The organism is Jeotgalibacillus marinus (assembly GCF_040801915.1).
Lineage (GTDB): Bacteria > Bacillota > Bacilli > Bacillales > Jeotgalibacillaceae > Jeotgalibacillus > Jeotgalibacillus marinus.
The window spans coordinates 106,402-132,482 of sequence record NZ_JBFMIA010000005.1 but is presented as its reverse complement, the minus strand read 5'-3'; the positions used below and the strand labels follow the sequence as shown (position 1 = coordinate 132,482).

Annotated in this window: 18 protein-coding genes and 3 pseudogenes; 18 read left to right on the top strand and 3 right to left on the bottom strand. The window is 38.3% G+C overall.

Translation table 11 applies throughout. The annotated features are described in order from the left end of the window. Positions 1 to 85: 85 nt before the first annotated feature. From AB1471_RS08390 to AB1471_RS08375, 4 genes and pseudogenes are all read left to right on the top strand, one after another. Positions 86 to 877 (top strand): phosphotransferase enzyme family protein, encoded by a 792-nt coding sequence (locus AB1471_RS08390; RefSeq protein ID WP_367779300.1) that lies wholly within the window; start codon positions 86 to 88, stop codon positions 875 to 877. 486 nt (positions 878 to 1,363) lie between these two features. Next, on the top strand, positions 1,364 to 2,254 hold the full coding sequence (locus AB1471_RS08385; RefSeq protein WP_367779299.1) for an alpha/beta fold hydrolase: 891 nt from the start codon (positions 1,364 to 1,366) through the stop codon (positions 2,252 to 2,254). Positions 2,255 to 2,404: 150 nt separating this feature from the next. After that, positions 2,405 to 2,860 (top strand): GNAT family N-acetyltransferase, encoded by a 456-nt coding sequence (locus tag AB1471_RS08380; protein WP_367779298.1) that lies wholly within the window; start codon positions 2,405 to 2,407, stop codon positions 2,858 to 2,860. Positions 2,861 to 2,895: 35 nt separating this feature from the next. Next, positions 2,896 to 3,322 (top strand): annotated as a pseudogene (locus AB1471_RS08375) (GNAT family N-acetyltransferase); the annotation flags it as partial. A gap of 85 nt (positions 3,323 to 3,407) precedes the next feature. Here the strand turns inward: AB1471_RS08375 and AB1471_RS08370 are convergent. After that, positions 3,408 to 4,583 carry an oxalate decarboxylase family bicupin gene (locus AB1471_RS08370; protein ID WP_367779297.1) on the bottom strand — a complete coding sequence of 392 codons (1,176 nt, stop codon included), beginning with the start codon at positions 4,581 to 4,583 and terminating at the stop codon, positions 3,408 to 3,410. Between the two features lie 162 nt (positions 4,584 to 4,745). On the opposite strand from AB1471_RS08370, the pseudogene AB1471_RS08365 reads away from it, so the two are divergent. From AB1471_RS08365 to AB1471_RS08325, 9 genes and pseudogenes are all read left to right on the top strand, one after another. Then, positions 4,746 to 5,237: pseudogene (locus AB1471_RS08365) on the top strand (GNAT family N-acetyltransferase); the annotation flags it as partial. Between the two features lie 544 nt (positions 5,238 to 5,781). Further along, positions 5,782 to 7,584 carry a glycoside hydrolase family 3 protein gene (locus tag AB1471_RS08360; protein WP_367779355.1) on the top strand — a complete coding sequence of 601 codons (1,803 nt, stop codon included), beginning with the start codon at positions 5,782 to 5,784 and terminating at the stop codon, positions 7,582 to 7,584. A 73-nt stretch (positions 7,585 to 7,657) separates the two neighbouring features. Further along, positions 7,658 to 8,942 (top strand): annotated as a pseudogene (locus tag AB1471_RS08355) (serine hydrolase domain-containing protein). A 21-nt stretch (positions 8,943 to 8,963) separates the two neighbouring features. Next, on the top strand, positions 8,964 to 10,229 hold the full coding sequence (locus AB1471_RS08350; RefSeq protein ID WP_367779296.1) for an exo-beta-N-acetylmuramidase NamZ family protein: 1,266 nt from the start codon (positions 8,964 to 8,966) through the stop codon (positions 10,227 to 10,229). Between the two features lie 315 nt (positions 10,230 to 10,544). After that, positions 10,545 to 11,435, top strand: coding sequence for an N-acetylmuramic acid 6-phosphate etherase (gene murQ, locus AB1471_RS08345; protein WP_367779295.1), 891 nt, complete (start codon positions 10,545 to 10,547; stop codon positions 11,433 to 11,435). A 23-nt stretch (positions 11,436 to 11,458) separates the two neighbouring features. Next, positions 11,459 to 12,826, top strand: a complete 1,368-nt coding sequence (locus tag AB1471_RS08340; protein ID WP_367779294.1) for a PTS transporter subunit EIIC — start codon at positions 11,459 to 11,461, stop codon at positions 12,824 to 12,826. Positions 12,827 to 12,886: 60 nt separating this feature from the next. Next, positions 12,887 to 13,954: a MupG family TIM beta-alpha barrel fold protein gene (locus AB1471_RS08335; RefSeq protein ID WP_367779293.1), complete on the top strand. Its 1,068-nt coding sequence runs from the start codon at positions 12,887 to 12,889 to the stop codon at positions 13,952 to 13,954. Between the two features lie 89 nt (positions 13,955 to 14,043). Next, positions 14,044 to 14,904, top strand: coding sequence for a MurR/RpiR family transcriptional regulator (locus AB1471_RS08330; RefSeq protein WP_367779292.1), 861 nt, complete (start codon positions 14,044 to 14,046; stop codon positions 14,902 to 14,904). A gap of 194 nt (positions 14,905 to 15,098) precedes the next feature. Then, positions 15,099 to 15,902: an SDR family oxidoreductase gene (locus tag AB1471_RS08325; protein WP_367779291.1), complete on the top strand. Its 804-nt coding sequence runs from the start codon at positions 15,099 to 15,101 to the stop codon at positions 15,900 to 15,902. A gap of 25 nt (positions 15,903 to 15,927) precedes the next feature. On the opposite strand, the gene AB1471_RS08320 is transcribed toward AB1471_RS08325, so the two are convergent. Next, entirely contained in the window at positions 15,928 to 17,283 is a 1,356-nt protein-coding gene (locus tag AB1471_RS08320) for an MATE family efflux transporter (RefSeq protein WP_367779290.1), read from the bottom strand. A gap of 488 nt (positions 17,284 to 17,771) precedes the next feature. Between AB1471_RS08320 and murG the strand changes: the two genes are divergently transcribed. The 4 genes from murG to AB1471_RS08300 all read left to right on the top strand — a co-directional run bounded on the left by murG (position 17,772) and on the right by AB1471_RS08300 (position 22,426). Next, the gene (gene murG / locus AB1471_RS08315) at positions 17,772 to 18,839 is read left to right on the top strand and encodes an undecaprenyldiphospho-muramoylpentapeptide beta-N-acetylglucosaminyltransferase (RefSeq protein WP_367779289.1); all 1,068 of its coding nucleotides are present in this window, start codon (positions 17,772 to 17,774) and stop codon (positions 18,837 to 18,839) included. A gap of 949 nt (positions 18,840 to 19,788) precedes the next feature. After that, a complete protein-coding gene (locus tag AB1471_RS08310) occupies positions 19,789 to 20,148 on the top strand; it encodes a phage holin family protein (protein WP_367779288.1) in 360 nt (119 codons plus the stop codon). 606 nt (positions 20,149 to 20,754) lie between these two features. Further along, positions 20,755 to 20,976, top strand: coding sequence for a transcriptional regulator (locus AB1471_RS08305; RefSeq protein WP_367779287.1), 222 nt, complete (start codon positions 20,755 to 20,757; stop codon positions 20,974 to 20,976). 850 nt (positions 20,977 to 21,826) lie between these two features. Next, entirely contained in the window at positions 21,827 to 22,426 is a 600-nt protein-coding gene (locus AB1471_RS08300; protein WP_367779286.1) for a hypothetical protein, read from the top strand. Positions 22,427 to 23,112: 686 nt separating this feature from the next. Here AB1471_RS08300 and AB1471_RS08295 read toward each other — a convergent pair. Further along, positions 23,113 to 23,346 carry a winged helix-turn-helix transcriptional regulator gene (locus tag AB1471_RS08295; protein WP_367779285.1) on the bottom strand — a complete coding sequence of 78 codons (234 nt, stop codon included), beginning with the start codon at positions 23,344 to 23,346 and terminating at the stop codon, positions 23,113 to 23,115. A 1,182-nt stretch (positions 23,347 to 24,528) separates the two neighbouring features. Between AB1471_RS08295 and AB1471_RS08290 the strand changes: the two genes are divergently transcribed. Further along, positions 24,529 to 25,860 (top strand): HBL/NHE enterotoxin family protein, encoded by a 1,332-nt coding sequence (locus AB1471_RS08290; RefSeq protein ID WP_367779284.1) that lies wholly within the window; start codon positions 24,529 to 24,531, stop codon positions 25,858 to 25,860. Positions 25,861 to 26,081: the final 221 nt, after the last annotated feature.

Sequence of the window (26,081 nt, the reverse complement as noted above, 5' to 3'; positions counted from 1 at the left end):
AATTTTACTTTTTATGGTATTGTATATATAGGAGCTTATACAGCTAAAGGGCAGTTTAATGGAACAAGACAAGGAGGTGTATTATATGTCTAATAGTTCAAATGAGGAATTGTTAGCTGGTGGAAACGTCTCAAAAGTTTATCGTTCAGGTAATACAGTTAGACGAGAATTAAAGTCAAATAGCAAAAGAATTCATGCACTGTTGAAACACCTTGAAAACAAAGGGTACGATTATGCACCTAAATACCAAGGTATCGATGAAAAAGGAAGAGAGATACTATCATTTATCGAAGGAGAAGCTGGTAATTATCCTTTAAAACGATATATGTGGTCTGAAGATGTCTTAATAGAAATAGCGAAAATGCTCCGTCATTATCATGAATCTGTAAGCGACTTTTCATTTGATGATAGTTGGCAATCCTTAGATAATACCCCACAACAAGTGGAGGTACTATGCCATAATGACTTTGCAATATACAACATTATTTTTCAGAATGAAAGACCAATAGGTATTATTGATTTTGATGTAGCTGGACCTGGTCCACGACTTTGGGACATAGCTTATACTCTTTATACTTGTGTACCATTAAGTAGATTTTATCTTACTGAAACAGGTAAAAAAATTTATTATAATTCATTCCAGCATGCTAACCGTATTAAACGTAGAGCTAAAGTGTTTTTTGATTCTTACGGTGAAGGATTTGAAGAAGATTATTTAGAAATGGTATTGCTACGATTACAAGGGTTATGTAAAACAATTAAAAGAAAAGCGAGTGTAGGTGACCTTGCTTTTCAAAAGATGATAGATGAAGGACATCTTGAACATTATCAAAATGATATTAAATTCATTGCTGAGCATAGGAGTGAATGGATTTAAGTCTTTATTCCGTTAAAGGCGAGGGCTTTAATGGAATAATTGTAATGTCTGCATCCTACACAACTTGAATATGTAAGAACAACTCTTGAAGGGGAAGGGTAACGACATGATTGGTGCAGGATTGTCATGGACAATCATAACTAAATAATCAACAGATTTCTGACTTTAATTTATTGAACATTTTAAATATTCGTAGTATCACTTATCCTAATAACTGTTATTATTTAGCTGTTAAAACAGATTCATCCTATATTTGGATAAAAACTAAAAAAGAGGAAAACTAATTTAAAAAGGAGTTTTTAGTAAGCTTAGAGTAACCCAAGAAGAGTGAAAATTTTGGATAACTATTTTAAAAATGAGAGATTAGGTGAATAAGCACTCTACCAGGTTAAGAAACTAAAACACTTTGATAAAGAGAAAAAATATTCAGAGCAAGAGGTTAAAGAAGTATGAAACCTATTTATACTGACGAGGTTGGTGGTATCAATGAAAAGAAAAATTGAAACATATACAGTTGACGGAAAAACACTCGAGTATTCAATTATAGGGGATAGTGAAATGCCAATATTTGTTATGAGTGGTGGGCATTCGAATTGTTATGAGGAATTTGGATATGACAAATTAGTTCAGAGTGGCTTCTCTATAATTACCCCTTCAAGAGCAGGTTATGGAAGGACCTCCAAAGAAATTGGGGGAAATTTATCTAAAGCTTGTGAATACTATTTGAAACTATTAAACCATTTAAAAATTGAAAAAGTTCACCTTCTTTCTGTTTCAGCAGGAGGACCAAGCGGAATTTATTTTGCTTCTCATTACCCAGAAAGGGTCCAAACACTAACGTTGCAAAGTGCGGTTACAAAAGAATGGCTAACTCCTAAAGATAAAGAATACAAGGCTGCACAAATTTTATTCAGGCCTTTTTTTGAAAAAATCACATGGAAACTCGTTTCGATCATAAATAATCGTTTTCCTCACTATATTTTTAAACAAATGGTTCCTTCATTTAGTCAGCTTTCGTACGATCAAGTGATGAGTAAGATGAAGGAAGAGGATGTTGATGAGATTAGAAAAATGAACAACCGCCAGCGATCAGGACACGGTTTTTTAATTGATTTACTACAAACTAAAGAGCTTTCTTCAGAAGATTTGCAGGCAATTTCTTGCCCAACTTTATTGATGCATAGTAAACACGATGGAGCTGTACCTTTGGAACATGTCCATTATGCCCATCAACATATCCCAAGTTCAAAAATTTGTTTGCTGGATTCGTGGGGGCATTTAATATGGCTTGGAAAAGAGTCGGAGGATGTAAATAAAAAGTTAATAGAATTTCTTAGCAAATATGATGAAATCCTGCGAATAAGTGGGCATGCGTGAGAAATATCTATTTGGTTTTTTTGTACACTCATCATACTGAAGAGCTTTGTTTTTTGTCAAAGTAGAAATTTAACGCTCTACAGGTATGATAACGGGGCAGGTAAGCAATAAGAATAATAAACATAATCTAATTAGAGAGGGTGGATAGCTTTGATTGAAAAAATTGATATAACTAATCCTAAATTTGCTGAAGAAGTTTTAAACATTCAAATCCCTTCATATATGATAGAGGCAGAATTAATTAACTTTTACGAAATCCCACCTTTAAAAGATACAGTTGACACCTTGCAACGATGTGGAGAAACTTTTTATGGTTATTACTTAAAAGAAGAGTTAAGCGGAGTCATTTCTATAAAAATAGCAAATGGTGTTCTGGACATACATCGATTAATGGTACATCCAAAGCATTTTAGAAAAGGAATTGCTAAGATGTTATTAGATTTTATCGAAAAATGTGAAAAAGGTATTGAAACAATTATCGTATCAACTGGTTCCAAAAATACACCTGTAGTGTCACTGTATAAAAAAAGTGGATTTTCAAAGAAAGAAGAAATAAGAGTAACAGAAGATTTATCTCTCACTTCTTTTAAAAAGAAAATTACATAAAGTCTTATTAAGCTAACGGGTGTAATCGTTCCCCAATTCTTCATATTCAGCAACAAGAATACAACATTCAGATAAACAAGGATGATCAGCCCGACTTGTTTACTATAGAGGATTTTTATCAGACTATTTTTGGATCGCTCTCTCTTTATGACGGGAAAATAGTTGGTACAATTAGTTTTTTAGACATAGGGAATAATCAAGTTGCATTAAGAAAGATGTTTGTAGATAAAGAATACCGAGGAGCAAAATATAAAACGGCAAGTCTTTTATTAACCAATGCCATTGAATGGGCAAGAGAAAAGTCAATTAAAGCGGTGTATCTCGGAACAACACCACAATTTTTAGCTGCTCATCGATTTTATGAAAAAAATGGATTTTCAAGTATAGATGCTAAAGATTTACCAGAGAATTTTCCAGTGTTACAGGTCGATAAAAAGTTCTTACAAATATTTGGTTGGTTAGCTCAAATGAAATTTAGATGGTTTGGAAAACGTCCTGCGAAATACCCGATATCAGTCTTGAAGTATGTTAATTGTGTTTAGTGATTTTACTCGTATTTGACGACTGGCCACTTCTCCTTACGTAAGGCATTTATCAATTCCGGTCCTACATCTAAGTTTTCTTCTACTAAACTAGGGGGTGTGAGCGCCATCCATTGGTTGAGAGAAATATCCTCGAAGCGTCTGCTTTTAAACATTTCTAGGAACCACAAGCTCTCATTCCCTATATTTTGGATGTAATGACCAAAAGCAAAAGGTACGTAACCGACATCGCCAGCTCTATAATTAAAGGTGCGAGCTGTACCCTGACCTGCGAACACTGTCATGCGAGCTTTTCCTGTAAGATAATACTGCCACTCATCTGTGTTCGGGTGCCAATGCATTTCGCGTATTCCTCCAGGTACGACCTCGACTAGAGCAGCTGCGATTGTTGTTGAAACGGGAAAGATTGTTGAGTCAACAATTCGCACCGTTCCTCCTGATGTCTTTATTGGTTTTTGACCTAGTAAGTTATGTGTAAAACTTTTCGGAACTGTACCATAGGGGCTCTTGACCTTCTCGTTTCCTAAAGCGTTAGGGATATTCGATTGAAATATGTACTTTTGTTTAGTAGGAATGTGGGAGAATGCGTGTTTTGGTACACCAAAATTGGCTGTTAGTATGTCCTTCGGTGTGTGTGCAAACCAATCAGAGATAGATAACGTATCACTTTCCGAAAAGCTTCCGTCATCAAATACGAGCAAGAATTCGCAGCCTTCTTCTAAACCTTGAATCGAGTGCGGAATGCCAGGGGGGAAGTACCAAAGCTCTCCTTCACTAACATCGGAAATAAAGTTTCGTCCGTTTTGATCCACAGCTGTGATACGAGCCTTGCCAAGAAGCATGTATGCCCACTCTGCCTGTTTATGCCAGTGCATTTCTCTAACTCCTCCTGGGGTCAAGCGCATGTTTACGGCAGCTAGGGTGGTTGCAATCGGCAGCTCTCTAATCGTTACTTCACGTGCCCACCCGCCCTTATATAACTGCATATTCGTGTCAGAAAAGGAAAATTTCAAGTTAGGAATCCTTCCAGAATCAGTAACAGGTGGTACGAACATATCAGGGTTTTCAAGATCGCGCATGATGTCACGAGGACCGAGATCTGTCGCACCGGCACCATCTTCTTCTCTAATAGGTTGAGGAACATTTGTAACTTCCCCTGTCCCGTTAGGCTGTCTATCCATGAATCGCCCTCCTTTAAGTAAGGAATTTTTCAGATATTATACGTTATAGTTTATGGTGGTAATTTATGCGTATGCGAATTTCATAAATAGTCAATTAAAGCGAGTTATTTTAATGATCTTCTAAACTTTAAACCGTGATCTTGATAGGAAGGATGGGATCAAGTTATAAATAAGTTGTTTGAAAAAGAGTTTAGGCAAATGGATAGATATTCTTTTATTTTTAATGAGGATACATACTCAACAATAAACAAAGCAAAACTCTCTAAAGAATTTATAGTAAGTAGAATAAATGAAAAAATAATTACTGAAAGTCCGGAATTTAATGAATCTTATTATAATGAATATTGGGGTTCAGTATCAAATTTTATTGAGAATGGTTTTGGTTATTGTTTGCTACATAATGATACTGTTGTGGGTGAGTGTACATCTATATTTAAGTCACCACAATTTGCTGAAATTGATATTGCAACTCAAAATAAGTTTAGGGGAATAGGCTTAGCTGGAAATGATGCAGAAATATTCATTGAACATTGTATTGAAAGAAATTTGAAACCCAAATGGGATTGTGATGTTAATAATTTTGCATCGATAAAATTGGCTGAAAGATTAGGGTTTGAAGATCCAATAAAATATTCAGTATTCGTTATAAGATAAAAAATTTTTGCTACGTGTAGATGGTCACTATTGTTTTATCTCTTAGTATAGAAAATGACGGATATTTATATTAATTTGAAGAATAAGATTAATGCAAGCGATGATCTTTGCTAGTTTTTTTATGTAGACATCTTGTTCTTTTTTATTCCAATGCCTTTTTTAAGGATTATAGCGGGTGTATTCATTTTCGAGTGGTAAAGATTTTTCAATAAATCATGACTTATCACAGAATTTATTATGCGATAGAAAGGGGAGTTGTTCACACAAGACAGTATTGTGAATTTATCGGTTCTCTCTGGTTTTCTTTTGTTAAGTGTTGTAATAGGAAACAAATTTTTAAAATGGGAAGTCTAAATGGGCTATTTCGTCTCCTCAATCCATTCAACGCGTTCGTTCCTTCTTTCCTTCAATCGGTAAAAGAATTCAGCTCGTTCATTTCATTCAAAGGTATGGATTAATCTTGAGAAAAGTTGAAAGCAAACTGTGTTTGATGAGGTATCAATTCGACTTGTGAACTAACCTTTAATTCATTGGCAACTTATTGGTGTCAAAGAGGAAACGAAAACTTGAGGAGGGTCCTTTTTTGAAACAACATAACTGGATATCGATGGTCTCACTAATCTTAGTAGTTGTTCTAATCTTCTCCATATACGATAGTGCTCGTGGGGGTAACTCGATAGAGACAGGCTGGAAAGATGGCGACGTTAAGAGTTACATTCAACATATGACCCTAGAAGAAAAGATAGGTCAACTTTTTATCGTCCACGTATACGGCAAAACCCCGACAGACCCAGACTATGAAGAGACCAATTTAAACTCAAACAGGGGAGTAAAGAACTTTGAAGAAATGATAGAAAAATACCACATCGGAGGTGTCATTTATTTTAATTGGACAGATAACATCAGTTCCCCCCTTGACGCTACTCTAGTCAATGAACTCTCAAACGGTATACAAGAAATCGCGATGAATAAACGTATACCCATTCCGTTGCTCATTTCAACTGACCAGGAAGGTGGGATTGTGGCGAGAGTGACGGAACCAGCCACTGTGTTCCCAGGTAACATGGCGTTAGGTGCTACTCGATCGCAGGAATACGCGAAAAATTCCGCGAAAATCATGGGGATGGAACTAAAAAGTTTAGGAATCAATACGAATTTCGCACCGGTGATTGATGTCAACGTCAACCCCAAAAATCCGGTCATTGGTGTCCGTTCATTTGGAGAAGATCCCAACTTAGTGTCAGACAAGGGTATTAATCAAATGGAGGGCTATCAATCTGAAAACGTTATTACAACAGTGAAACACTTTCCCGGACACGGGGATACTGATGTCGATTCACACTACGGACTGCCCATTATTGAACAAGATCTAGAAAGATTGCACGAGGTAGAATTAAAACCTTTTAAAGCAGCTATTGATGCTGGTGTCGACGCAATCATGCCTGGACACATTGTCGTTCCTGCACTCGATGATTCGGACTTACCCGCCACTTTCTCCCGAGTGATACTGACTGACCTTCTACGTGGGGAGTTGGGTTTTTCCGGTCTTATTGTCACGGACAGCCTTGATATGGCTGGAGCAAATGTCTTCCCTCCTGAGCGGGTAGCGGTTGAAACGTTTAAAGCAGGAGCTGACGTCCTGTTAAATCCACCTGACGTCGATTTGGCGTACAATGCTATGCTAGAAGCGGTGCGCAACGGTGAAATTAGTGAAAATAGAGTCGACCAATCGGTATCTCGAATATTGGAAATAAAAATGGAAAAGGGTCTGTTCCAAAACCCTTACACCGATCCGGACAACATCAGCCTTATCGGAAACGAAGAGCATCTTCGTCAAGCGAACGAAATGACGAACGACAGTATTACGTTGGTCAAAAACGACAATCATATACTGCCGTTTGAAAAGAATGCCAGCTTACTAGTAACCGGTCCGAGTTCTGGACGGACCGACTTACTAGCAGATCTCTTAAATGAAAAAACTGTGAAAGCAGACAGTTACGCGACAGACCTTAGTCCAACGACTGAGCAAATTAACATTGCTGCCTCCCGAGCAAAAGACGCCGACGCTGTCATTGTAACGACATATACAGCCAATACGAACTCCGACCAGCAAAAACTAGTTCATTCACTGAGGGAAACGGGAAAGCCGATCATTGTCACTGCTGTACGGAATCCGTATGACATTGCGGTATTCCCAGAAATCGACGCTTATGTAACAACCTATGGCGATCAAGATATTTCTATCCACTCATTGGCAAACGTTTTAACCGGCGAAGTGAATCCTAAGGGTAAACTGCCCGTCACTATTCAGGGACTGTATGAATACGGTCACGGTTTGAGTTATTAACCGCAATCCGACTGTTCACGTTCCGGAAGAACACGGAATGCATTAGGTGGGAAAAACATTGAAGAGTTTTTTCATGCGAGGTTTTATTATCCTATGTCTTTCACTATCACTCTTGTTTTTAAATGGAGGATATCCACACGTGTCAATTAGTAGCGAAAGCCAACCACACCCCCAGTTTTACTGGGGAGAGCCAGGACCGTCTACCCCTGTTTTACACCCCGGAAGTCCGAGAAGTGTTGGGATGAATCCACAGCCATTGGCTGACATCGACGCAAAAATAACACAAGCGATAGCAGAACGTATCATACCGGGAGCAGTTGTGCTCATTGCCAGAAAGGGAACCATCGTCAAATACGAAGCTTACGGTTATGCCGCAAAATATCAAGATGACCGTTTCACGGAAATGGACAACCCGTTGCGGGTGCAAGAAGATACGATTTTCGATCTTGCGTCGATCAGCAAGTTGTTTACGACCACGGCAGCACTAAAATTATACGAACAAGGAAAGTTTGGATTAGACGACCCTGTCGCTAAACATATTCCTGAATTTGCGCAAAACGACAAATCGGAAGTGACCATTCGCCAGCTCATGACTCACACGTCTGGATTCACGGCTTGGATCCCTTTGTATCAAATGGGTGAGAACCGTGAACAGCGTATGCAGCTCGTATTTGACTATCCTCTCGACAATGAACCTGGAACGACTTACACCTACAGTGACTTAAATTTGATCACACTTGGAGCCCTCGTTGAACGCCTTTCCGGAAAACGACTGGATGTATTTGTCGAAGAAACGATAACCGGACCGCTTGGGATGAACCATACAATGTACAACCCTCCTGCGTCGTTGCGACAATCTGTCGCCGCAACGGAATACCAGCCGTGGACAGAGAGAGGTCTCGTATGGGGCGATGTACATGACGAAAACGCCTGGTCGCTCGACGGCCGATTCGATTCCCGTATTCAGATTTAATAGAGAGACATCGTGGTTTTCAGGCTACGGAGACAACTTGAATAATGAATTGATCGCCTCAGTAGAGCTGGAACAAGATGCTGTATTCTCCTTCAATACATGGTATCGAATAGAGTATGCCAATGATTACGGCGTGGTAGAAATATCAACTGACGGCATGGAGTGGAGCGAAATTGGCGAAACGATGACAGGAAGTAGCGGATCATGGGTTGAGAAATCGTTTAAAGTACCGCAAGACACTTCGTTTATACGCTTTCGGTATCAAACGGACCCATCCGCAAACGGGAGGGGATGGTATGTAAACAACCTTCGGCTATCTTTACCCAACGGTGAAGAAATAAAGCTAGAGTGGAGAAGTGATCACTGGATTCAGAGAAATGATTAAATCTCTAAGGAGAGATGTAACGTGAAAAAAAGGTACATTATCACCTTATCAGTCGTGCTCTTGTTTTTATCGCTGTCTCCTATCCTTGCAAGCCAAGATGACTCAGGCAAGCAACAAAATCACCCCCAAGAAAAATTCAAGCTCGGCGTTGAATTGTTGCTAAAAGATGATCTAGATCAATTAAAAGGTAAAAATGTCGGGGTCATTACCAACCCTACCGGCGTTGACCAAAACCTAGAAAGTATCGTAGATGTTTTGTACAACCACCCTAACGTCAACCTCGTCGCTCTGTACGGTCCGGAACATGGCGTACGTGGGGATGCACAAGCCGGCGAGTATGTGGAGTACTACATCGACGAAATAACGGGACTTCCCGTTTACAGTTTATACGGTAAAACGAGAAAACCGACTCCGGAAATGCTGAAGGGTATTGATGTCCTTCTATTCGACATTCAGGATGTTGGTACTCGTTTTTACACTTACATTTACACGATGGCCTACGCTATGGAAGCGTCTGTAGAAAATAACATATCGTTTATCGTGCTGGATCGTCCCAATCCCCTTGGAGGTACAAAAGTACAAGGCCCAGTACTTGATCCCGCGTACAGTTCATTCGTCGGTATGTATCCGATCCCAGTGCGTCATGGCATGACCGTCGGTGAGCTAGCCTTGTTGTTTAACGAAGAGTATGCTATTGGTGCCGACCTGAAAGTCATTAAAATGAACGGATGGGAGCGCTCTATGTACTATGATGACATACCGCTCACTTGGGTCCTTCCATCTCCCAATATGCCGACATTGGACACGGCACTCGTCTACCCAGGAGCTGCCTTGATCGAGGGGACAAACGTCTCTGAAGGAAGGGGCACGACTAAACCGTTTGAACTCATCGGAGCGCCATTTATTAATGGAACGGAGCTAGCGGAAGAGTTAAATGGACTACACCTCCCTGGCGTTCAGTTCCGTGCTGCGTATTTTACGCCAACCTTCTCTAAACACAGTGGAATACTAAGTGGTGGCATACAAATTCACATTACCAACCACAATGACTTCGACCCGTTTATAGTTGGGTTGTCTATCGTAAAAACCATTCATGATATGTACCCAGACGATTTTGAATTCCTCGCTGAAAACAGCGAAGGCGTATCTTTCTTCGACCAATTAGTAGGCAACGGTTGGATCCGCAAGGAGCTCTCCAAAGGGGCTCCCATCAATGAGCTAGCTGACAACTGGCAAATAGACTTACAAGCGTTTATCGATATCCGAAAACAATATTTGCTTTATTGAAAAACGGGACCGCTCATACTTATTACAGTTCGAGCCCAAAAATCAATTTGATAGAAACAGAGAGTCAAATGAATTAAGCCATGGTCAAACACGTACATGGCTTTCTTGTTATCCACGAGGACCTCAAGTTGGTTGCGATAATGGGTGATAAACAAGCTGCATCTTTCGGGATTCGGCTTGTTTATTTATTGAAAATAGCACTTATAGTATCCAAATTGATATGAAATTTACTTTCATTTTTTATCAAGGTAATATTGATTTCTTATTTCTGTAAGCGCATACTATTAGATAAATAGAATACTAGCAGGTGATAATATGAAATTAGATAATTTGTCAACGGAGCAACGAAATTCAAGAACGGAAGGCTTAGATTCCATGAGCATTCGCAAAATTTTACAAACGATGAATGAAGAAGATCGGTCGGTGTCGGAAGCTGTTAAGGAAGTTATTCCTCAGCTTGATGTACTTATCACCCAAACGATCGAACGTGTTAAAGTCGGTGGGAGAATTATTTACATTGGAGCGGGTACAAGTGGCCGTTTAGGTGTACTAGATGCAGCTGAATGTCCACCAACGTTTGGTGTCGATCCAACCTTAGTTGTTGGTATTATTGCTGGTGGTGAAAAAGCACTGCTTGAAGCAATTGAGGGCGCTGAAGATTCAGAAACACTGGCAGCAGATGATTTAGCTGCTATCTCCCTTTCAGAAAAAGATGTGGTCATTGGGATTGCTGCTAGTGGAAGAACACCTTATGTTCGAACGGCCCTAGAGTATGCAAGGGCACAAGGTTCACTAACAGCGAGTCTTTCATGTAATACAGATGCCATTATTAGTAAAGCTGCTGAGCACCCGATTGAAATGAATACGGGTCATGAAGTATTAACAGGTTCCACTCGTTTAAAAGCAGGCACAGCACAAAAGCTTGCACTAAACATGATTTCAACTTCAGTCATGATCGGTCTTGGTAAAGTGTATCGAAATTTAATGGTTGATGTGAGAGCAACGAATGTAAAGCTTCAGCATCGAGCAAAAAACATGATCGTCCAAGCAACAGGTGTAGACGCAGAAACAGCAGCTTCATATTACAATCAAGCAAATCAAAATGTTAAAGTAGCGATCGTGATGATTTTAACGGAGGTGAGCTATGAAGAAGCCAGCAAGCGATTAGATTCTGCTGAAGGGTTTGTTCGACAAGCAATCAAGTAAATAAGGGGTAAGGGGGGACTCGGATGAAGAAGGAACAACATCTAGCTCATTCGATTATGGAGAAAGTCGGGGGAAAAGATAATATCATTCAGCTTAACCACTGTATGACGAGAATTCGACTGAATATGAAGGACGAATCTCTTGTTGATCTTAAAGGACTTAAGAAAGTCCCAGGCGTTATGGGGGTAGTGGAAGATGATACGCTACAAATTGTTGTAGGACCTGGAACGGTTAACAAAGTTTCAGATGAAATTAGCAAAGAAACAGGGCTTCGCATAGGAGAAGTTTCGGCTGATCCAAGCTTGATGGCAAAAGATCGACAAACCGCTTTGAAAAAGAAAAACAGCACTCCTATTAAAAATGGATTAAGAAGAATTGGTAATATATTTATTCCTCTTATTCCAGCGCTTGTGGCATCAGGTATTATCAATGGTGGTGCCAACTTTGCTGTTAACGCGGGGGTTGATAAGGAAGAAACATGGATGGCGATTTTACTATTCCTTGGTGGAGGGATTTTCAGTTATTTAGGTATACTTGTTGGTTGGAACACAGCGAAAGAATTTGGTGGGACACCAGCACTTGGTGCGATCGCGGGTATCATTATTATTAATCCAGCAATTGAAACGATTACGCTATTTGGAGAACAGCTTGTTGCTGGACGAGGTGGCTTAATCGCCGTCATTTTAGCTGCGTGGTTTATGGTAGTAATAGAACGTTCAACCCGTAAATTTGTACCGAATTCACTTGATATTATTTTAACTCCTCTTGCCACGGTTTTAATCGTAGGTTTTGCCACGTTATTCATTATTCAACCAGTTGGCGGATGGCTGTCAATAGGTATTATGGAAGTAATCAATTTTGTTTTAGATATAGGTGGCGCATTTTCTGGGGCTATACTTGCGGGATTTTTCTTGCCGCTTGTTATGGTTGGACTGCATCATGGTTTAACGCCTATACATATGGAATTCATCAATTCAATTGGAATTACACCAATTTTAACAATTCTTGCAATGGGTGGAGCAGGTCAAGTTGGTGCTGCCATTGCCATCTTTGTGAAAACAAAAAACACTCGTTTGCGTACAACAATTAAAGGAGCGCTTCCTGTAGGTTTCTTAGGAATAGGAGAACCATTATTATACGGTGTAACGTTACCGCTTGGTCGTCCATTCGTAACCGCCTGTATGGGTGCTGCTGCCGGTGGAGCCTTCCAAGCGGTAATGGATACAGCTGCACGTGGAATCGGGGTATCGGGTCTCTCACTAATCCCATTAATTGACGATGGTAAGTTCTTACTTTATTTCCTAGGACTTGTTGTGGCGTATACATTTGGCTTTATCTTTACGTATTTATTTGGATTTAAAGAATCAATGGCCGATAATTTAGACAACTAATATGGAAGGGGGAAGAGGCGACTCTTGCCCTTTTAGTATTCATTAAAAGGAGGTAACCGCATGATCGGTGCATCTGTATTTTTAGGACAACAAGAAGAGCATGAACAAGAATCCTATCTTGATGTCATTGCAGAATTGGGTGGAATGACTATTTTTACTTCTTTACACATCCCTGAGGATAACGCTTCAATATATATAAAAGCACTTCAAACACTTGGCTCTCAAGTTCAGGCACGTAACATGGAGCTTTATGTAGATATGTCTACCCATTCAATGGCATCACTTGGATTACAATGGGAGGAATCGCGCACGTTGCTCGATTGGGGAGTTAGTGGCATTCGGATGGATTACGGTATTGAGTCAGCGGTGATTGCGAATACATCACAATACATGCCCGTTGCGCTAAATGCCAGCATTATAACACCTGAATGGATGGAGGATCTTTTTGCGTTAGGACTCGTAAAAGACCATGCAGAAGTGTGGCACAATTATTATCCGCGTCCCGAAACAGGGTTGGATGCTGAGTGGTTTGATAAACAAAATCGTTGGTTTAAAGACAATGGATTAAAGACAGTTGCATTTATACCAGGAGATGGTCGATTAAGAGGACCTTTATATAAAGGATTGCCAACGTTGGAAGATCACCGCTCCACGTCACCTCTTGCTTCGTACCTTTCTCTTGTAAAAGATCATCCTGTCGATGGCATTCTCATTGGCGATCCTTCTCTTAGTCGGCCATCTGTTGATCAATTTAAATACTATCAAAATAACACTATTTTAATACGTTATGAATTATTAGTGGATGAAAGTCAAATGAGTAGTTTGCTTCATTTAGATCACTGGAATCGCTTTGATCCTGCGCGTGATGTCATTCGTTCAGAAGCAGCGCGGCCATTTGCACAAAAGCTTGTAGAACCAATCGCTGCAAGGAACCAGATTGCTCGTACAAAAGGTGCGATCACGGTTGATAATGAATTATACGGTCGTTATCAAGGTGAACTTCAACTAATCAAAACACCACTAAAAGCGAATGAAGCAGTGAATGTTGTGGGGCAAGTCGTGAAAGAGGATCTGCCATTACTTGAATTCATCGGTGCGGGACAGCGTTTCTCACTAAAAAGACTTTAATTTAGACGTAGCGGTGGAGAAATACCTTTTACCTTTATATAATTAAAGGTACTGCAACATGACTGTACACGTTCACATAGGAGGAAAAGATGTCTGTTTTTTCAGTTCTAAAGCAAATAGAGCGAAACATAGAGCACTGTACACGTGCCGAGAAAATGGTTGCAATCTATGTATTGGAAAACCCTGCACGAGTAATGGAAATGACTACAAAAGAGCTTGCTGCTGCTTGTCAAAGTAGTGAAGCGGCGATCATGCGTTTTTGTAAACGAATCGGTATCCAAAGTTTTAAGGTAATGAAGTTAGAACTTGCAAAAGAGCTTCACGCAAATGGAGAGGGAACGTCAGAAATAGTTGATTCTCCGTTCCAATTAGAAGACGATCCGAAACTCATTATGAAAAAAGTCATGTTCAATACGATTCAAGCCCTCCGAAATACAGAAAAAATGATTTCGGTAAAAACCTTGTCTGAATCAATTGAGAAACTTCACAAAGCAGAGCGTGTCTTTGTATATGGGGTGGGAGGGTCGGCTATCGTTGTGCGTGATTTTGCGCAAAAATTACTTAGAATTAACGTGAATGTCTTTAGATCAGATGATAGTCATTTGCAAATGGTAATGACGGCGAATGCAACAAAAAAAGATGTTGTTTTTGTTGTATCAACCTCTGGGAAAACAAAAGAAGTTGTCAACATGTTAACGATCGCAAAAGAACGTGGCGTTTGCTGTATTTTGCTTACTCAAAATGGTTCATCACCTGCTCGCAGACTTGCGGATCTGGTTTTAACAATGTCTGAAGAAGAACATAATCTACGTATCGGCACCATGACAGCACGTATTGCACAACTTGCAATTATTGATGCTTTATTTGTGGGCTTATGTTCTATACGTGGACAAGATGTATTTGAACGAATCATCGATACCTATCAAGTGGTTCAACGTTTAAAAAAATAATTGACTTCGCTTTTTGATAAGACATTCAACATCGATCCAGTTGTAGGAAAAAAAATTTGTTTAAAAATACGATGACATTCAAAGGTGCAGGAATGATTGACTAGCTTCGATGTGTTACAAGCGTTGTTGACAGTTGCAATTGGCTGAAAATCGTTCATACTTAAAGGACGACGATCTAATTGGAGAGGATATGAGTGAAGAAAACGGTTCTGATTACTGGGGGAGTCAAAGGCATCGGACGAAAAGTGGCTGAGACATTTGCCAGTCAGGATGTTAATATCGTAATCAATTATCGAAGTGACGAAAAAGCAGCGTCTAAGCTTGTTCAAGAGCTTAAACAAACGAATCAAAACGTTGTCCTTGCGATTCAAGCAGATGTCTCACGTGTAACTGATTGTCAACGTTTAGTTGATATCATAAAGGAAAGGGGCATACAGTCTGTTGACATCCTTATTCACAACGCTGGACCATACATAAACGAACGAAAATCGATGACAGATTATTCGATAGAAGAATGGGATTACATGATAAACGGTAATTTGAGTGCGGTGTTTTATTTAACAAAGTTTGTTTTACCAATGATGCGTGATCAGCAGTGGGGGCGTATTATCACATATGGGTTCGACCGGATAGATACCACTCCTGGCTGGATGTATCGTTCTGCGTTTGCGGCAGCGAAAAGTGGAGTGGCATCTTTAACGAAAACCTTATCGATGGAAGAAGCGGGAAACGGAGTCACGGTTAACATGGTTTGTCCAGGTGATATTCGAGGTGATTGGAAAGAAAAACGTATTACCGAGGCCATCGGCGAAACGGATCATGAAACGCCAATCGGACGCCCAGGAACGGGCGAGGATATTGCTCGAACGATAGCGTTTCTTTGTGATCCAGGATCAGATTTTATTACAGGAGCGATCATTCCGATCACTGGGGGGAAGGATGTTTTAGGAAAGATTTACCGGCAGTCTGAACGGTCAGAAAAAGATCTCCTTAACTAGAAAGCTAGGTTAAGGAGATCTCTGTTTAGTGTAGCTGTTTGAATTGCTTTTTTTGGATAAGGAAAAGTCGAATGGACAACGTGATTGCACCAGCAGTTAAACCTGTAATTAATCCAATCCAGTAGCCAAAATACTCAAGACTTGTAAAGTTCGCAAGTAGCCAACCGCTAGGTAACCCTATGACCCAATAAGAAACGAGAGTCATAATTAACGTAATATTTACATCTTTATAGCCGCGCAATGCACCTTGAACGGGAGCTTGAATGGCGTCAGAAAGTTGAAATAATACAGCGAAAAATAAGAATTGAACAGTAAGATCAATCACTTCTGGATCTTTCACATAGATAGATGCAACAGGTTCTCTGAAAAAGAACAAGATGATACCTAAGATGGAAGATGTGATGACCCCCACCCCCACTCCCATCCAACTGTATTGCTTTGCATCTCGAAATCGTTTAGCACCAACTTCAAAGCCAACAACGATCGTTAAGGCCATCCCGATACTTAAGGGGATCATATATAGAAATGAAGCAAAGTTAAGTGCTGCCTGATGTGATGCGATGATTGAAGTAGAATAATTACTCATAAGTAATGTAACAGCTGAGAAAATACTCGTTTCAAAAAAGATAGAAAATCCAATTGGAATACCGATTACCAAGATTTCCTTCCATTTTGAAAAAGCTACACCATAGACGCGACTAAAAATATGAAAATGTTTAAATGGTCTATTTTTATGAACAACGAAAATAGATATGATCGCAATTAGCCAGTATGTTATAGCAGACGCAACACCTGCACCAACACCACCTAATGCTGGGAAGCCAAATTTTCCGAAAATCAGCATGTAATTAAAAAGAACGTTAAGCGGTAATGACATTAACGTGATGATCATCGAGATTCTCGTTAATCCTAATGCATCAATAAATGAACGTAAAACGTTGTAGACGAAAAGTGGAACGATTCCAAAAGAAAGTGCCACTAAGTAAGATTTGGCTATACGTCTTACTTCATCTTGAATACTCATCGCATTTAATATTGGATCGAGGACGAAAAAACCAATAAGGACAATGGATAACGCCATAAGAATAGCGACGTATACCCCTTGAATGACGGTGAAAGGAACGTCTTTTTCTTTTTTTGCACCAACCAGCTGTGCTACGATTGGTGTAATTGATAATAATATCCCAGCTAAACCTGTAAAAATAGGGACCCATAAAGAAGACCCAATTGCAACACCCGCTAGGTCAGTCGTTGAAAATTGTCCTGACATTAACGTATCAAAAAAATTCATGGCAAAGAGCCCGAGCTGTGTAATAAGAATAGGGACCAATACAAATGAAAATTGCTTTACTTTACCTTGGATCGAATGAGTTTGATCCATATTTATCCCTGCTCTCTATAAAATACTAGATATAATAATCAATGATTAAAATAGTAACATTATATCATAAAAATGACTAGGTGGTTCTAGTTTTAACCGGTTATATGGAGGGGATATATGGAAGATAGCTCATTATTCTCGTGTCAGGTGTACAATAAGCGTAATATGTTCCTCAGTTGCCTGTATCCTCATAGCCCTAATCCATTACTCTTGCATCGAAATACCCATGACACGTTGTACGTAAACATCGTATTATTGTTTGATCTAAAGTGCTTTTCTAATACAATTAACCTTTGGTAAACGATCGGGTGATTAGTCCTATAAAACTTTCATCCCTTTTTTGACCATAAAAGCATATAAAGTACTATAATAACTCATTGTATTAAGGTTATAAAAAACTAAAAGTAGCACTTAATCTATCTAAGGTAATAAGGTAGTGTGTTCACAAAATGTATAGGGAGTAATCAATTGACGATTGGAGTAAGAAAATGACAAAACGTATTTTATTTACAGGTGGAGGTTCAGCTGGTCACGTATCAGTCAATGTGGCGCTTATCCCTCGGTTTAAAGAAGAAGGGTGGACCATAAGTTATATTGGTTCCCACAATGGAATCGAGAAAGATATGATAAAAAAACAATTTCCAAATGTACCTTACCATGGAATTTCAAGCGGCAAGCTCCGTCGATATTTTTCTATGAAAAATTTTACTGACCCGTTACGTGTATTAACAGGTGTGATGCAAGCGTTTCGAGTCATCAAAAAAGAAAATCCGGATGTTATTTTTTCTAAAGGCGGGTTTGTATCTGTTCCGGTGATGTTTGCTGCGAAAATGGCAAAGGTACCTGTAGCAATTCATGAATCAGATGTAACACCTGGTTTAGCGAACAAACTAGCCGTACCATTCGCAACGAAGATTTATACAACATTTAAAGAAACACTTCAACATATGCCAGCAGATAGATCGACATGTGCAGGAGCGATTATTCGTAAAGACCTTTTTTTAGGAAAACGTGTAAAAGGGGAAGAACTAACGGGTCTACAACCTTCCAAGCCTATCCTGCTTATAATGGGTGGTAGTCTTGGTGCGAATGCTGTTAACAAAATTGTTCGTGATTCTCTTGATGAGTTGCTAGAAAATTTTTCAGTTATTCATTTGTGCGGTAAAGGAAACTTGTCACCAGATGCTCCTGAAGGGTATGTGCAATATGAATTTGTTACAGATGAATTGCCACATATTCTCGCAATGACAGACCTTGTTGTTTCAAGAGCTGGCTCGAATTCGATTTTTGAGTTTTTGGCGTTGAAGAAGCCGATGTTGTTAATCCCGCTCCCAAGAGAATCAAGTAGAGGGGATCAAATATTAAATGCAAAATCATTTGTCCAGCAAGGGTTCGCTTTAACCCTCGATGAAAAAGACTTAACACAAGAAAGCTTTGTCACAACCATTCGTCAGCTTCGTGATCAACATTGGACGATGGTTGAAAAAATGGAGAAAGCACCACCTTCTTATACAATCGATCAAATGGTCGATGAGATATCCGGTTTAGCAAAGTAAATGGTTTACAAAAGAAGATCTCTAAAAACAAGATGGTGCCATTGTTTTTTTTGGAAGTGAATGACTTAGAGTCTTTAAAAATTAAGACTGCTGGAAAAAGCACAAAAAAAATCCCTGTGAGTGTTCACGGGGATTTTTTTTGCCTTTAAAGTTGTTTCGTGGATGTCTTCTATTTCGTCACACATCATGTGAAGGGGGAGTAATTTCTATATTGATGTGGATAATGCACGGAAAACTATTTTAAGGACAAGTAGATGACAGGTAAGTGGTAAGAGGAGAATCTGCTATGAGCAAAAGAGAACGTTGAACAACCAACGACTAGAGCAGAGAATCATTGATTAAGACTCAACTACTAAAAGAACGAATTCAAGCGCTTGAAAGCAGCTATAGGGAGCAAATAAACTTATTATGAAAATAATTTTTCCCCAATGTCTTATTTTATCTTGGTGTAGAGTACCATATATATAGACAAGCTTTGACTATAAATCATACTTACCTATAAAAAATTCAATAACATGGCGTTGCTTGAAAAAAGGAAAAGAAAGGTGGAAAGGGTAATATGGCAGAAAAAGTGAAAATGAAAAACTAAGGCAGGCAATTAACCTGTTTTTTGATTTGTTTTTAAAAGGGAAACAATCACGTCACAATAGCAAGTTTATCAAGGTTTTAGGAGGAAAAAATGGGATTTGAATAGTATTGAAGTATTTCGTGAAGACAAATTGGAACGTTAATGTCAATGGGAAATGTATTCCACATCAAGATTGAGTTCAAAAATTTATAAAAAAGCGCTTGTCACTCAAAATGATTGCGTTGTATTTGTTCTGGGGATTTTTGAAAAATGTTATACAAATTTATTAGATGTTTAATGAAAAAAGGAAAGAAGGTGTATTAATTGTCATTTTTTAAGTGAAACTACATGCTGTTAAGCGTGCCGTCTGGGGTTGGAGGTATGGTTATTGCTGTCTTTTATGATGTGTGGAGTCCGCTTCTAGGTGTTTTGATAGCTGCTGTCATTCTTGACTATCTATCTGGCGTAGCATCTTCTTATATTCAGGGAACGATTAGTTCAGCAGTAGGATTCAAGGGTATTGTGAAGAAGTTTTTTATCTTTATCATTGTATGTGTTACATGGCTAATTGAAGCGGCTGTTGCAGGTTCACAGGAGTGGCTGGCGACCACGGTTTTATTTTTCTTCATATCGAATGAGATTATAAGCATTCTTGAGAATGCAGCTAAAGCAGGAGTGAAAGCCCCTCCTATTTTAGAAAAATTCATAAACGAAGCAAGAGAAAAGATAGGTGAGAAATGAAGGTAACTAGATTTCATATTCTCGGGACAGAAAAAAAATCATTACAGGTAACACGGAAAAAACCAAATAAATAATAACAAAAAATGAGGAGGAAACAAAATGACAAAAACATTTTTTTAGATGAAGGACATGGTGGAATCGATAATGGAGCAAGTGGTCATAAATTATTTGAGAGAAATTTAACTATTTTAACCGGTCAAGTAGACAATAGATATGATGATAAGAGGAGAATCTACTATGATCAAAAAAACATTGAACATTCACCTATGAAATTAAAGAACAGGTAGTTCAACTTTACCTCAACGGCAGCCGCGCTGATCATGAGATGAGAGTATATGTGATCGAGATTTTCTTGTGGGTTAAGATGGCCAGAAATACAAAATAATAATGGATAAAAAAATCTTTTTTTGGAAACGTTGGTAGGTAAAGAACCGAATATACTTCTGAACTACATGTTTAACTTCTTCAAATGAACAGCATTAAAGAGGTTAAAGTAATCTGGTTCTGAAGATGAACCGAAGTTGGAACTCATTGGATGAGAAGGTTATATTTTTTTGTTCTAAAAACGAACGTTTGTTCTGTGATGTATTAAAAGGAGTGAACAAAGTGAAAAATAAGCTGTTTTATGCAATGGAGAGTAACCAGATGGTTGAGATGATCTACATGTCAAATCGCGGTCAGATTAGTCAAAGGAGAATTAACGTTTTAAAAGTAAACGAAAGCTCAATGGTTGCTTACTGTTACTTGCGTAGAAAGCAGCGTACATTCAGCTATAGTAATATTCTTTCTTTTATTCCGGTATTTAAAAAAGAAAAAATGGTGATTTAATAAAGGTTATTGTACATGGTCTATGATTAGAAACAGGTGATTACTATAAAATTAGATGTCTTTCCTGGAGTCAGTTAAATCAAGGAGATTGATCATAGTAACATAGTACAAATAGATTATTAAGAACGATTGAAAAGACAAGTGGACTACCTATACAGAAAAATTTATAAACGAAGGTGGTTCTATCACAGAACGGGAAATTCATAATCCCTATATTTTTAATAAATATAGGGACTGTTTGTTTCTTGAGCTTCTACCCATAGTGGGTCTACTTCTAATCTAAACTCTTCATACTCTTGTCCCATACCTGGCTTAAGAAAGTTCCTACTTAGTGCCATACACCAATTTTTCAATTTCATGAAGGTTTTCCATTCTCCTTTATATCCTCGAAACTGGCATTTCATAATTCAACCAGTTCTGTGTCCCTTTTTTACAGCGATTGAATTATAAGGAATCGTGAATAAAATCCCACCATCTTCAAGTTCTTCCTCTAAAAATTGTGTTACTCGTTTTTATTCTCATCAAAAGGGTTAGGTGCAAGTAAATTCTTTATTCGAAAAATAATCATTGTAATGAGAAGGAATTTTAGGGATAGAAACAGAAAGAGTGTATTGAAAATTCAATACATTATCTAGACCGTTTAGTTTAGCGTTGGTATACAGTTTTAACGATGTAATCATATTTCAGATGTTTACATTCGTAGTTCTTTGATTACAAATCGAGATAATTGTTAAAAAGCATATTCATATTCGTTTGGAGAATTTTAATAATTTGAATATTCAGAGGGGGTGGTGTGACCGATTAATGATTGCAAGTAAGAATCAGTACAAGAATGAGGGAGGAATTGATGATGGGGACTGTTTTGAAAAGAAAAAGTATGTTAAGTCTATTTTCAACCTTGGTTATACTGGCGGCGTTTTTTTCATTTAGTAATAGTACGAAGGCGATGTCAGGACAAGCACCTGACCTATCTAATTTAGAGAATGTAGATGCTAAATTTGATATAAATAAAGACGGTATTCAGGAAGAAATCGTCTATGATGAAGACGGTGAATCTGTAGGGACTCTACAAATTGAAAAAAAGGTTAATACTCCTGATCCGATTGAAGTTCCTGAAGGGAACACACCGCTGTGGTATGAGATTACATTCAGCGGTGATGGTGAGATGATACGCTCGATGAAGTACGACCTAGCCGTTGTTAATCATGAATGGGGAATTTATCTTTTACAGTGGGATAACCCTATTACTAACGTATATGATGGGTACGTTCCATGGAATAGAGGTTTTGATATAAGAAATCTGCATGAATTTTACGGACCACCAGCCCACATGATCTACTATACGCACATAGGCGACCTCGCTCAAGATAGAATAATAGGCGAGGCTAAGCTAGATGTGCAAGGCGTAGCAGGATATTTATACGTAGATTATACATTTGAAAACTATTAAATTTATATAATAAAAAAAATGAAAAAGGCGAGTGCTCTGACATTCGTCTTTTTTGGTCTCAAAAATCGTTTAGAAAAGCTATGTTTAGATGAGACCGTCTTAAGTATATTGCAACATTAAAATAAGTGACATAAAGGTTGACCAGATGAACTTGTTTTAATAATTGAGTACATTAATCAAAGATTGAACGTAAGAAACGTACAGAATAAGGCTTTTTTTATTTTAAGTTTGAGTTCAACAGTGGTATTTGCAGGATCGTCCATTCAATAAATCCTTCATAGCAAAAAAGGGAAAGGATTTTTTGGGTTTTACACCTAAGCCTCTAAGCATTATTTGTTTTAGTATATTAGCAAGTAATTTTAGACCACAAATACTCGTTGAAAGGTTTGGCCTATCATTAACACAAACTTCAAGATATGGAAAGCTAGAGGATTATCTTATAGAAGAACAAATAAAGAAAAGGATTTTAAGGAAAATGGAACTTAACTGTTTTAATTGAGAGGTGATCTATGAGTGCTGATCTATTTTAATTAACACTCTTCCAACAGCAACAATAATTAAAATTACAAATTTCAATCCTCACATAATACACGATCTAAATGCTTTTTATCTATATGTATAAGTCCCCAATTACAAATCATATCGAGTAAAGGAATTATAGTCCCCCCTTTTTCAGTTAAAGAGTACTATACTCGAGGAGGAACTTCTGGATAAACAATTCTTTCAATCAATTCATCATTTTCAAGCTCTCTTAATTGTTTTGTTAGTGTTTTATGTGAAGTATCTCTTATATATCTTTGCATCTCTCCAAACCTGGTAGGTTGATTTTCATACAAATGATATAAAATCATAACTTTCCATTTACCTTGAATAATTTGCATCGTTGCATCAAATTCGTTTAAATATTTTTTTCTGTTCAAACCATTCTCCCCCTTGAAAAGTTACCTTAAGGTTACTTAATAACACAAAGGTACTGACCTTTTTCAATAAAAAAATTGGCTGTAGCTTGTCCATTTCCAGATGAAGCACCTGTGATGACAATAAATCCGTTTTTCATGGTTAAGTTGACTCCTTTTTAATCTTTAATTTAGTGTAAGTCTACAATCCGCATAATATGGCTCCTTATTCTAAAGGAGCGTGTCAAAATACTTGAAGCATACACTTCGGACGACATGATCGAAATCAATCTTGGTGGCATAGACACTGAAGAAGATTTAGAGGGAAGTCATAAAAGAAGCGTATAGCGTCAATGAAGTAATCGATACATCTGAACTAACGGATGAAGAGTTGGAAGAATGGTTACGAGAGTTGCTATAGTAAGAATTGGATGAAGCGTCGTAACTAAACTGTAGTGACCCCTGTCAAGTAGGCAGGAATTAAAAAGAAAAGTAAGTAGCCTGGGTCCTGGATTCATAAGGACTCAGGTTATTTTTGTCGCATTTTTTTGTTGGGCTGGAAGTGATTTTTGACACAGACGCGTTAAATAATAGTGTTAAGTTTCCGAACCAAACCTAAAAATTGTATATTGAATAATAAGAAAAGTCTGATATAATGAAAGATAGATATACATATCTATCTTTCATTAAGCCTGTTTTTTTGTATATACACGTTTGAAAGGAGTGAAAGGACCTAACTACTATTAGATTGGCTTTTTTTTAGCTATTTAAAGCACATTTTGTATTACGGAAGGTACTAGCATGCTCTAAATTATCAATTTGTTTCTAATAACCGTTTGTGATGAAATACCAAAAGAATTTACCATTTATTGTTTTTTATTATGATAGCGCTTTTAATGCGAAGGAGGGTAAAATTATGAGCGTTGTCATATTTAAAAAGGTGGTAGGTTCGGAGTTATGCTGAAGGTGATACGATCATAAAACTATTGTTATCGTTATGTATTGGTCTTTCGATATTTGGTGCGTATTCTGGTGTTCGTCAAACAGCGGACTATTTTTTTATAAGAGATAAGAAAGAAAAAAGGGGGTGGAATATGAGGAATAAATTGGGTAGATTCAGGCTTCCTTGAGAAGAATGGGTTGAAAACGGGGGGACAAATAGACCCTTCATCATTCACATACAATCATAGAAAAGGAGAATTCATTATGAAGAAACAGGCAAAAAGATTCATTGCACTCGGTTTAACGGTTAGTTTAGCCAGTGTCCCGACGCTGAGTGAAGTGTCCCAGGCAAATGAAATCAGTGATATTCAAGAGCAGAGCCTTTCGCTTCTATCGACAGAGATCGATGAGGCTATGCTGAGTATGGAAGCGAATCGATTATCGAGCGAAGATTTAGCTCTTTCAACCCTTCAACAACCAGTCATCGATAGTCCACTTGAAGGGATGGAAGAATTCACTGAACAGCAACAAGCGATGAATGAGAACGCCGAAAAATTTTTGGACGAGTATAACTTTGAGTTGAAGGATGCACATAATCGGGCTGAAGATATTGCGGAAAAAGTGGACTCCTACATGGCTACGGCTGATCAGAAAGTGAAGGAATTTGAAAACGGTGAAATCACAGAAGAAAAAGCAAGAAACGATATTCGATTAAGGTTAGAAAGACTTAATACGCTTATCAAAGAAGAAGCGCGTACAGTTGAACAATCTCAAGAACGTGTAGAAGATTTTCATTTGGACGTGGAAAAGGATTACAAAGAGCTTGAAGCTAGTGTGAAGAAGGCAGAAGAAGTTCTCATTGAACAAGGAGATGTGACAGAAGAAGAAGTAAGGGGACTTAATGAAGCGCTTGATGAATTGTATGCAGAACAGATCAACCAGAACAGAGAAAACCTTCGGGTTGGGATGATGGCTTCATCAATTGCAGATGGTCCTATCGCCTCCCTTTCGGCAAAAAAAATAAATTTTTTTCAGGGTGCGCAATCAACTCAACCTGATGATCTGAAGATGTTTCCAATCGAGTTAGCAATAGTGTTTACAATTATTGCTCTTGGTATAGTAGTACCCATGTTATATCTACTTATTTCTACTATAATCAACTTTGTCAAGGGACCCGAGAATGATTATTCTAAAGCTTCGGCAGTCAAAGGGAAATCTGAAGCAATGTATGAAACAACGGGTAACGTAGTGAATGCTCTCGATGATTATACAAACGCATGGAATAAATCACAAGAGGGTATACAAATCATGATCGAGCAGGTATCGAGTGATAACGATCTAAGCACCTTAAAGCCCATTTTTAAAGAAGCTTCTGATTCCTGGGGGACTACTCAAAACATAGCTAAAATGAATCAACAGCTTGAAGCAAACACTTCGGACGACCCGATCAAAATCAATCTCGACGGGATAGACACTGAAGAAGATTTAGAGGAAGCTTTAAAAGCCTATGACTTCGATGAATTGATCGACACATCCGATTTTACAGACAAAGAACTAAAAGAATGGTTAGAGTCGCTAGAGGAAGACGCCGCATAATCAAACCACAAAAGCCTTGCCTACGGGCCGAGCTTTATAACAAATAGTGAGACTCCTACGGGGGCACGAGCCTTTCGTTTAGTGCCCCCTATCAAGTAGGAAGGAATTTGCGCCCTATGTTGGGATTCAAGGAGTAAATCATCCACTTCTATATTGAATGGCGTGAAGCTATGCATATGATAAAAAGGACAACCGCAGGTGGAGTCTGTTCAAAAATGAAG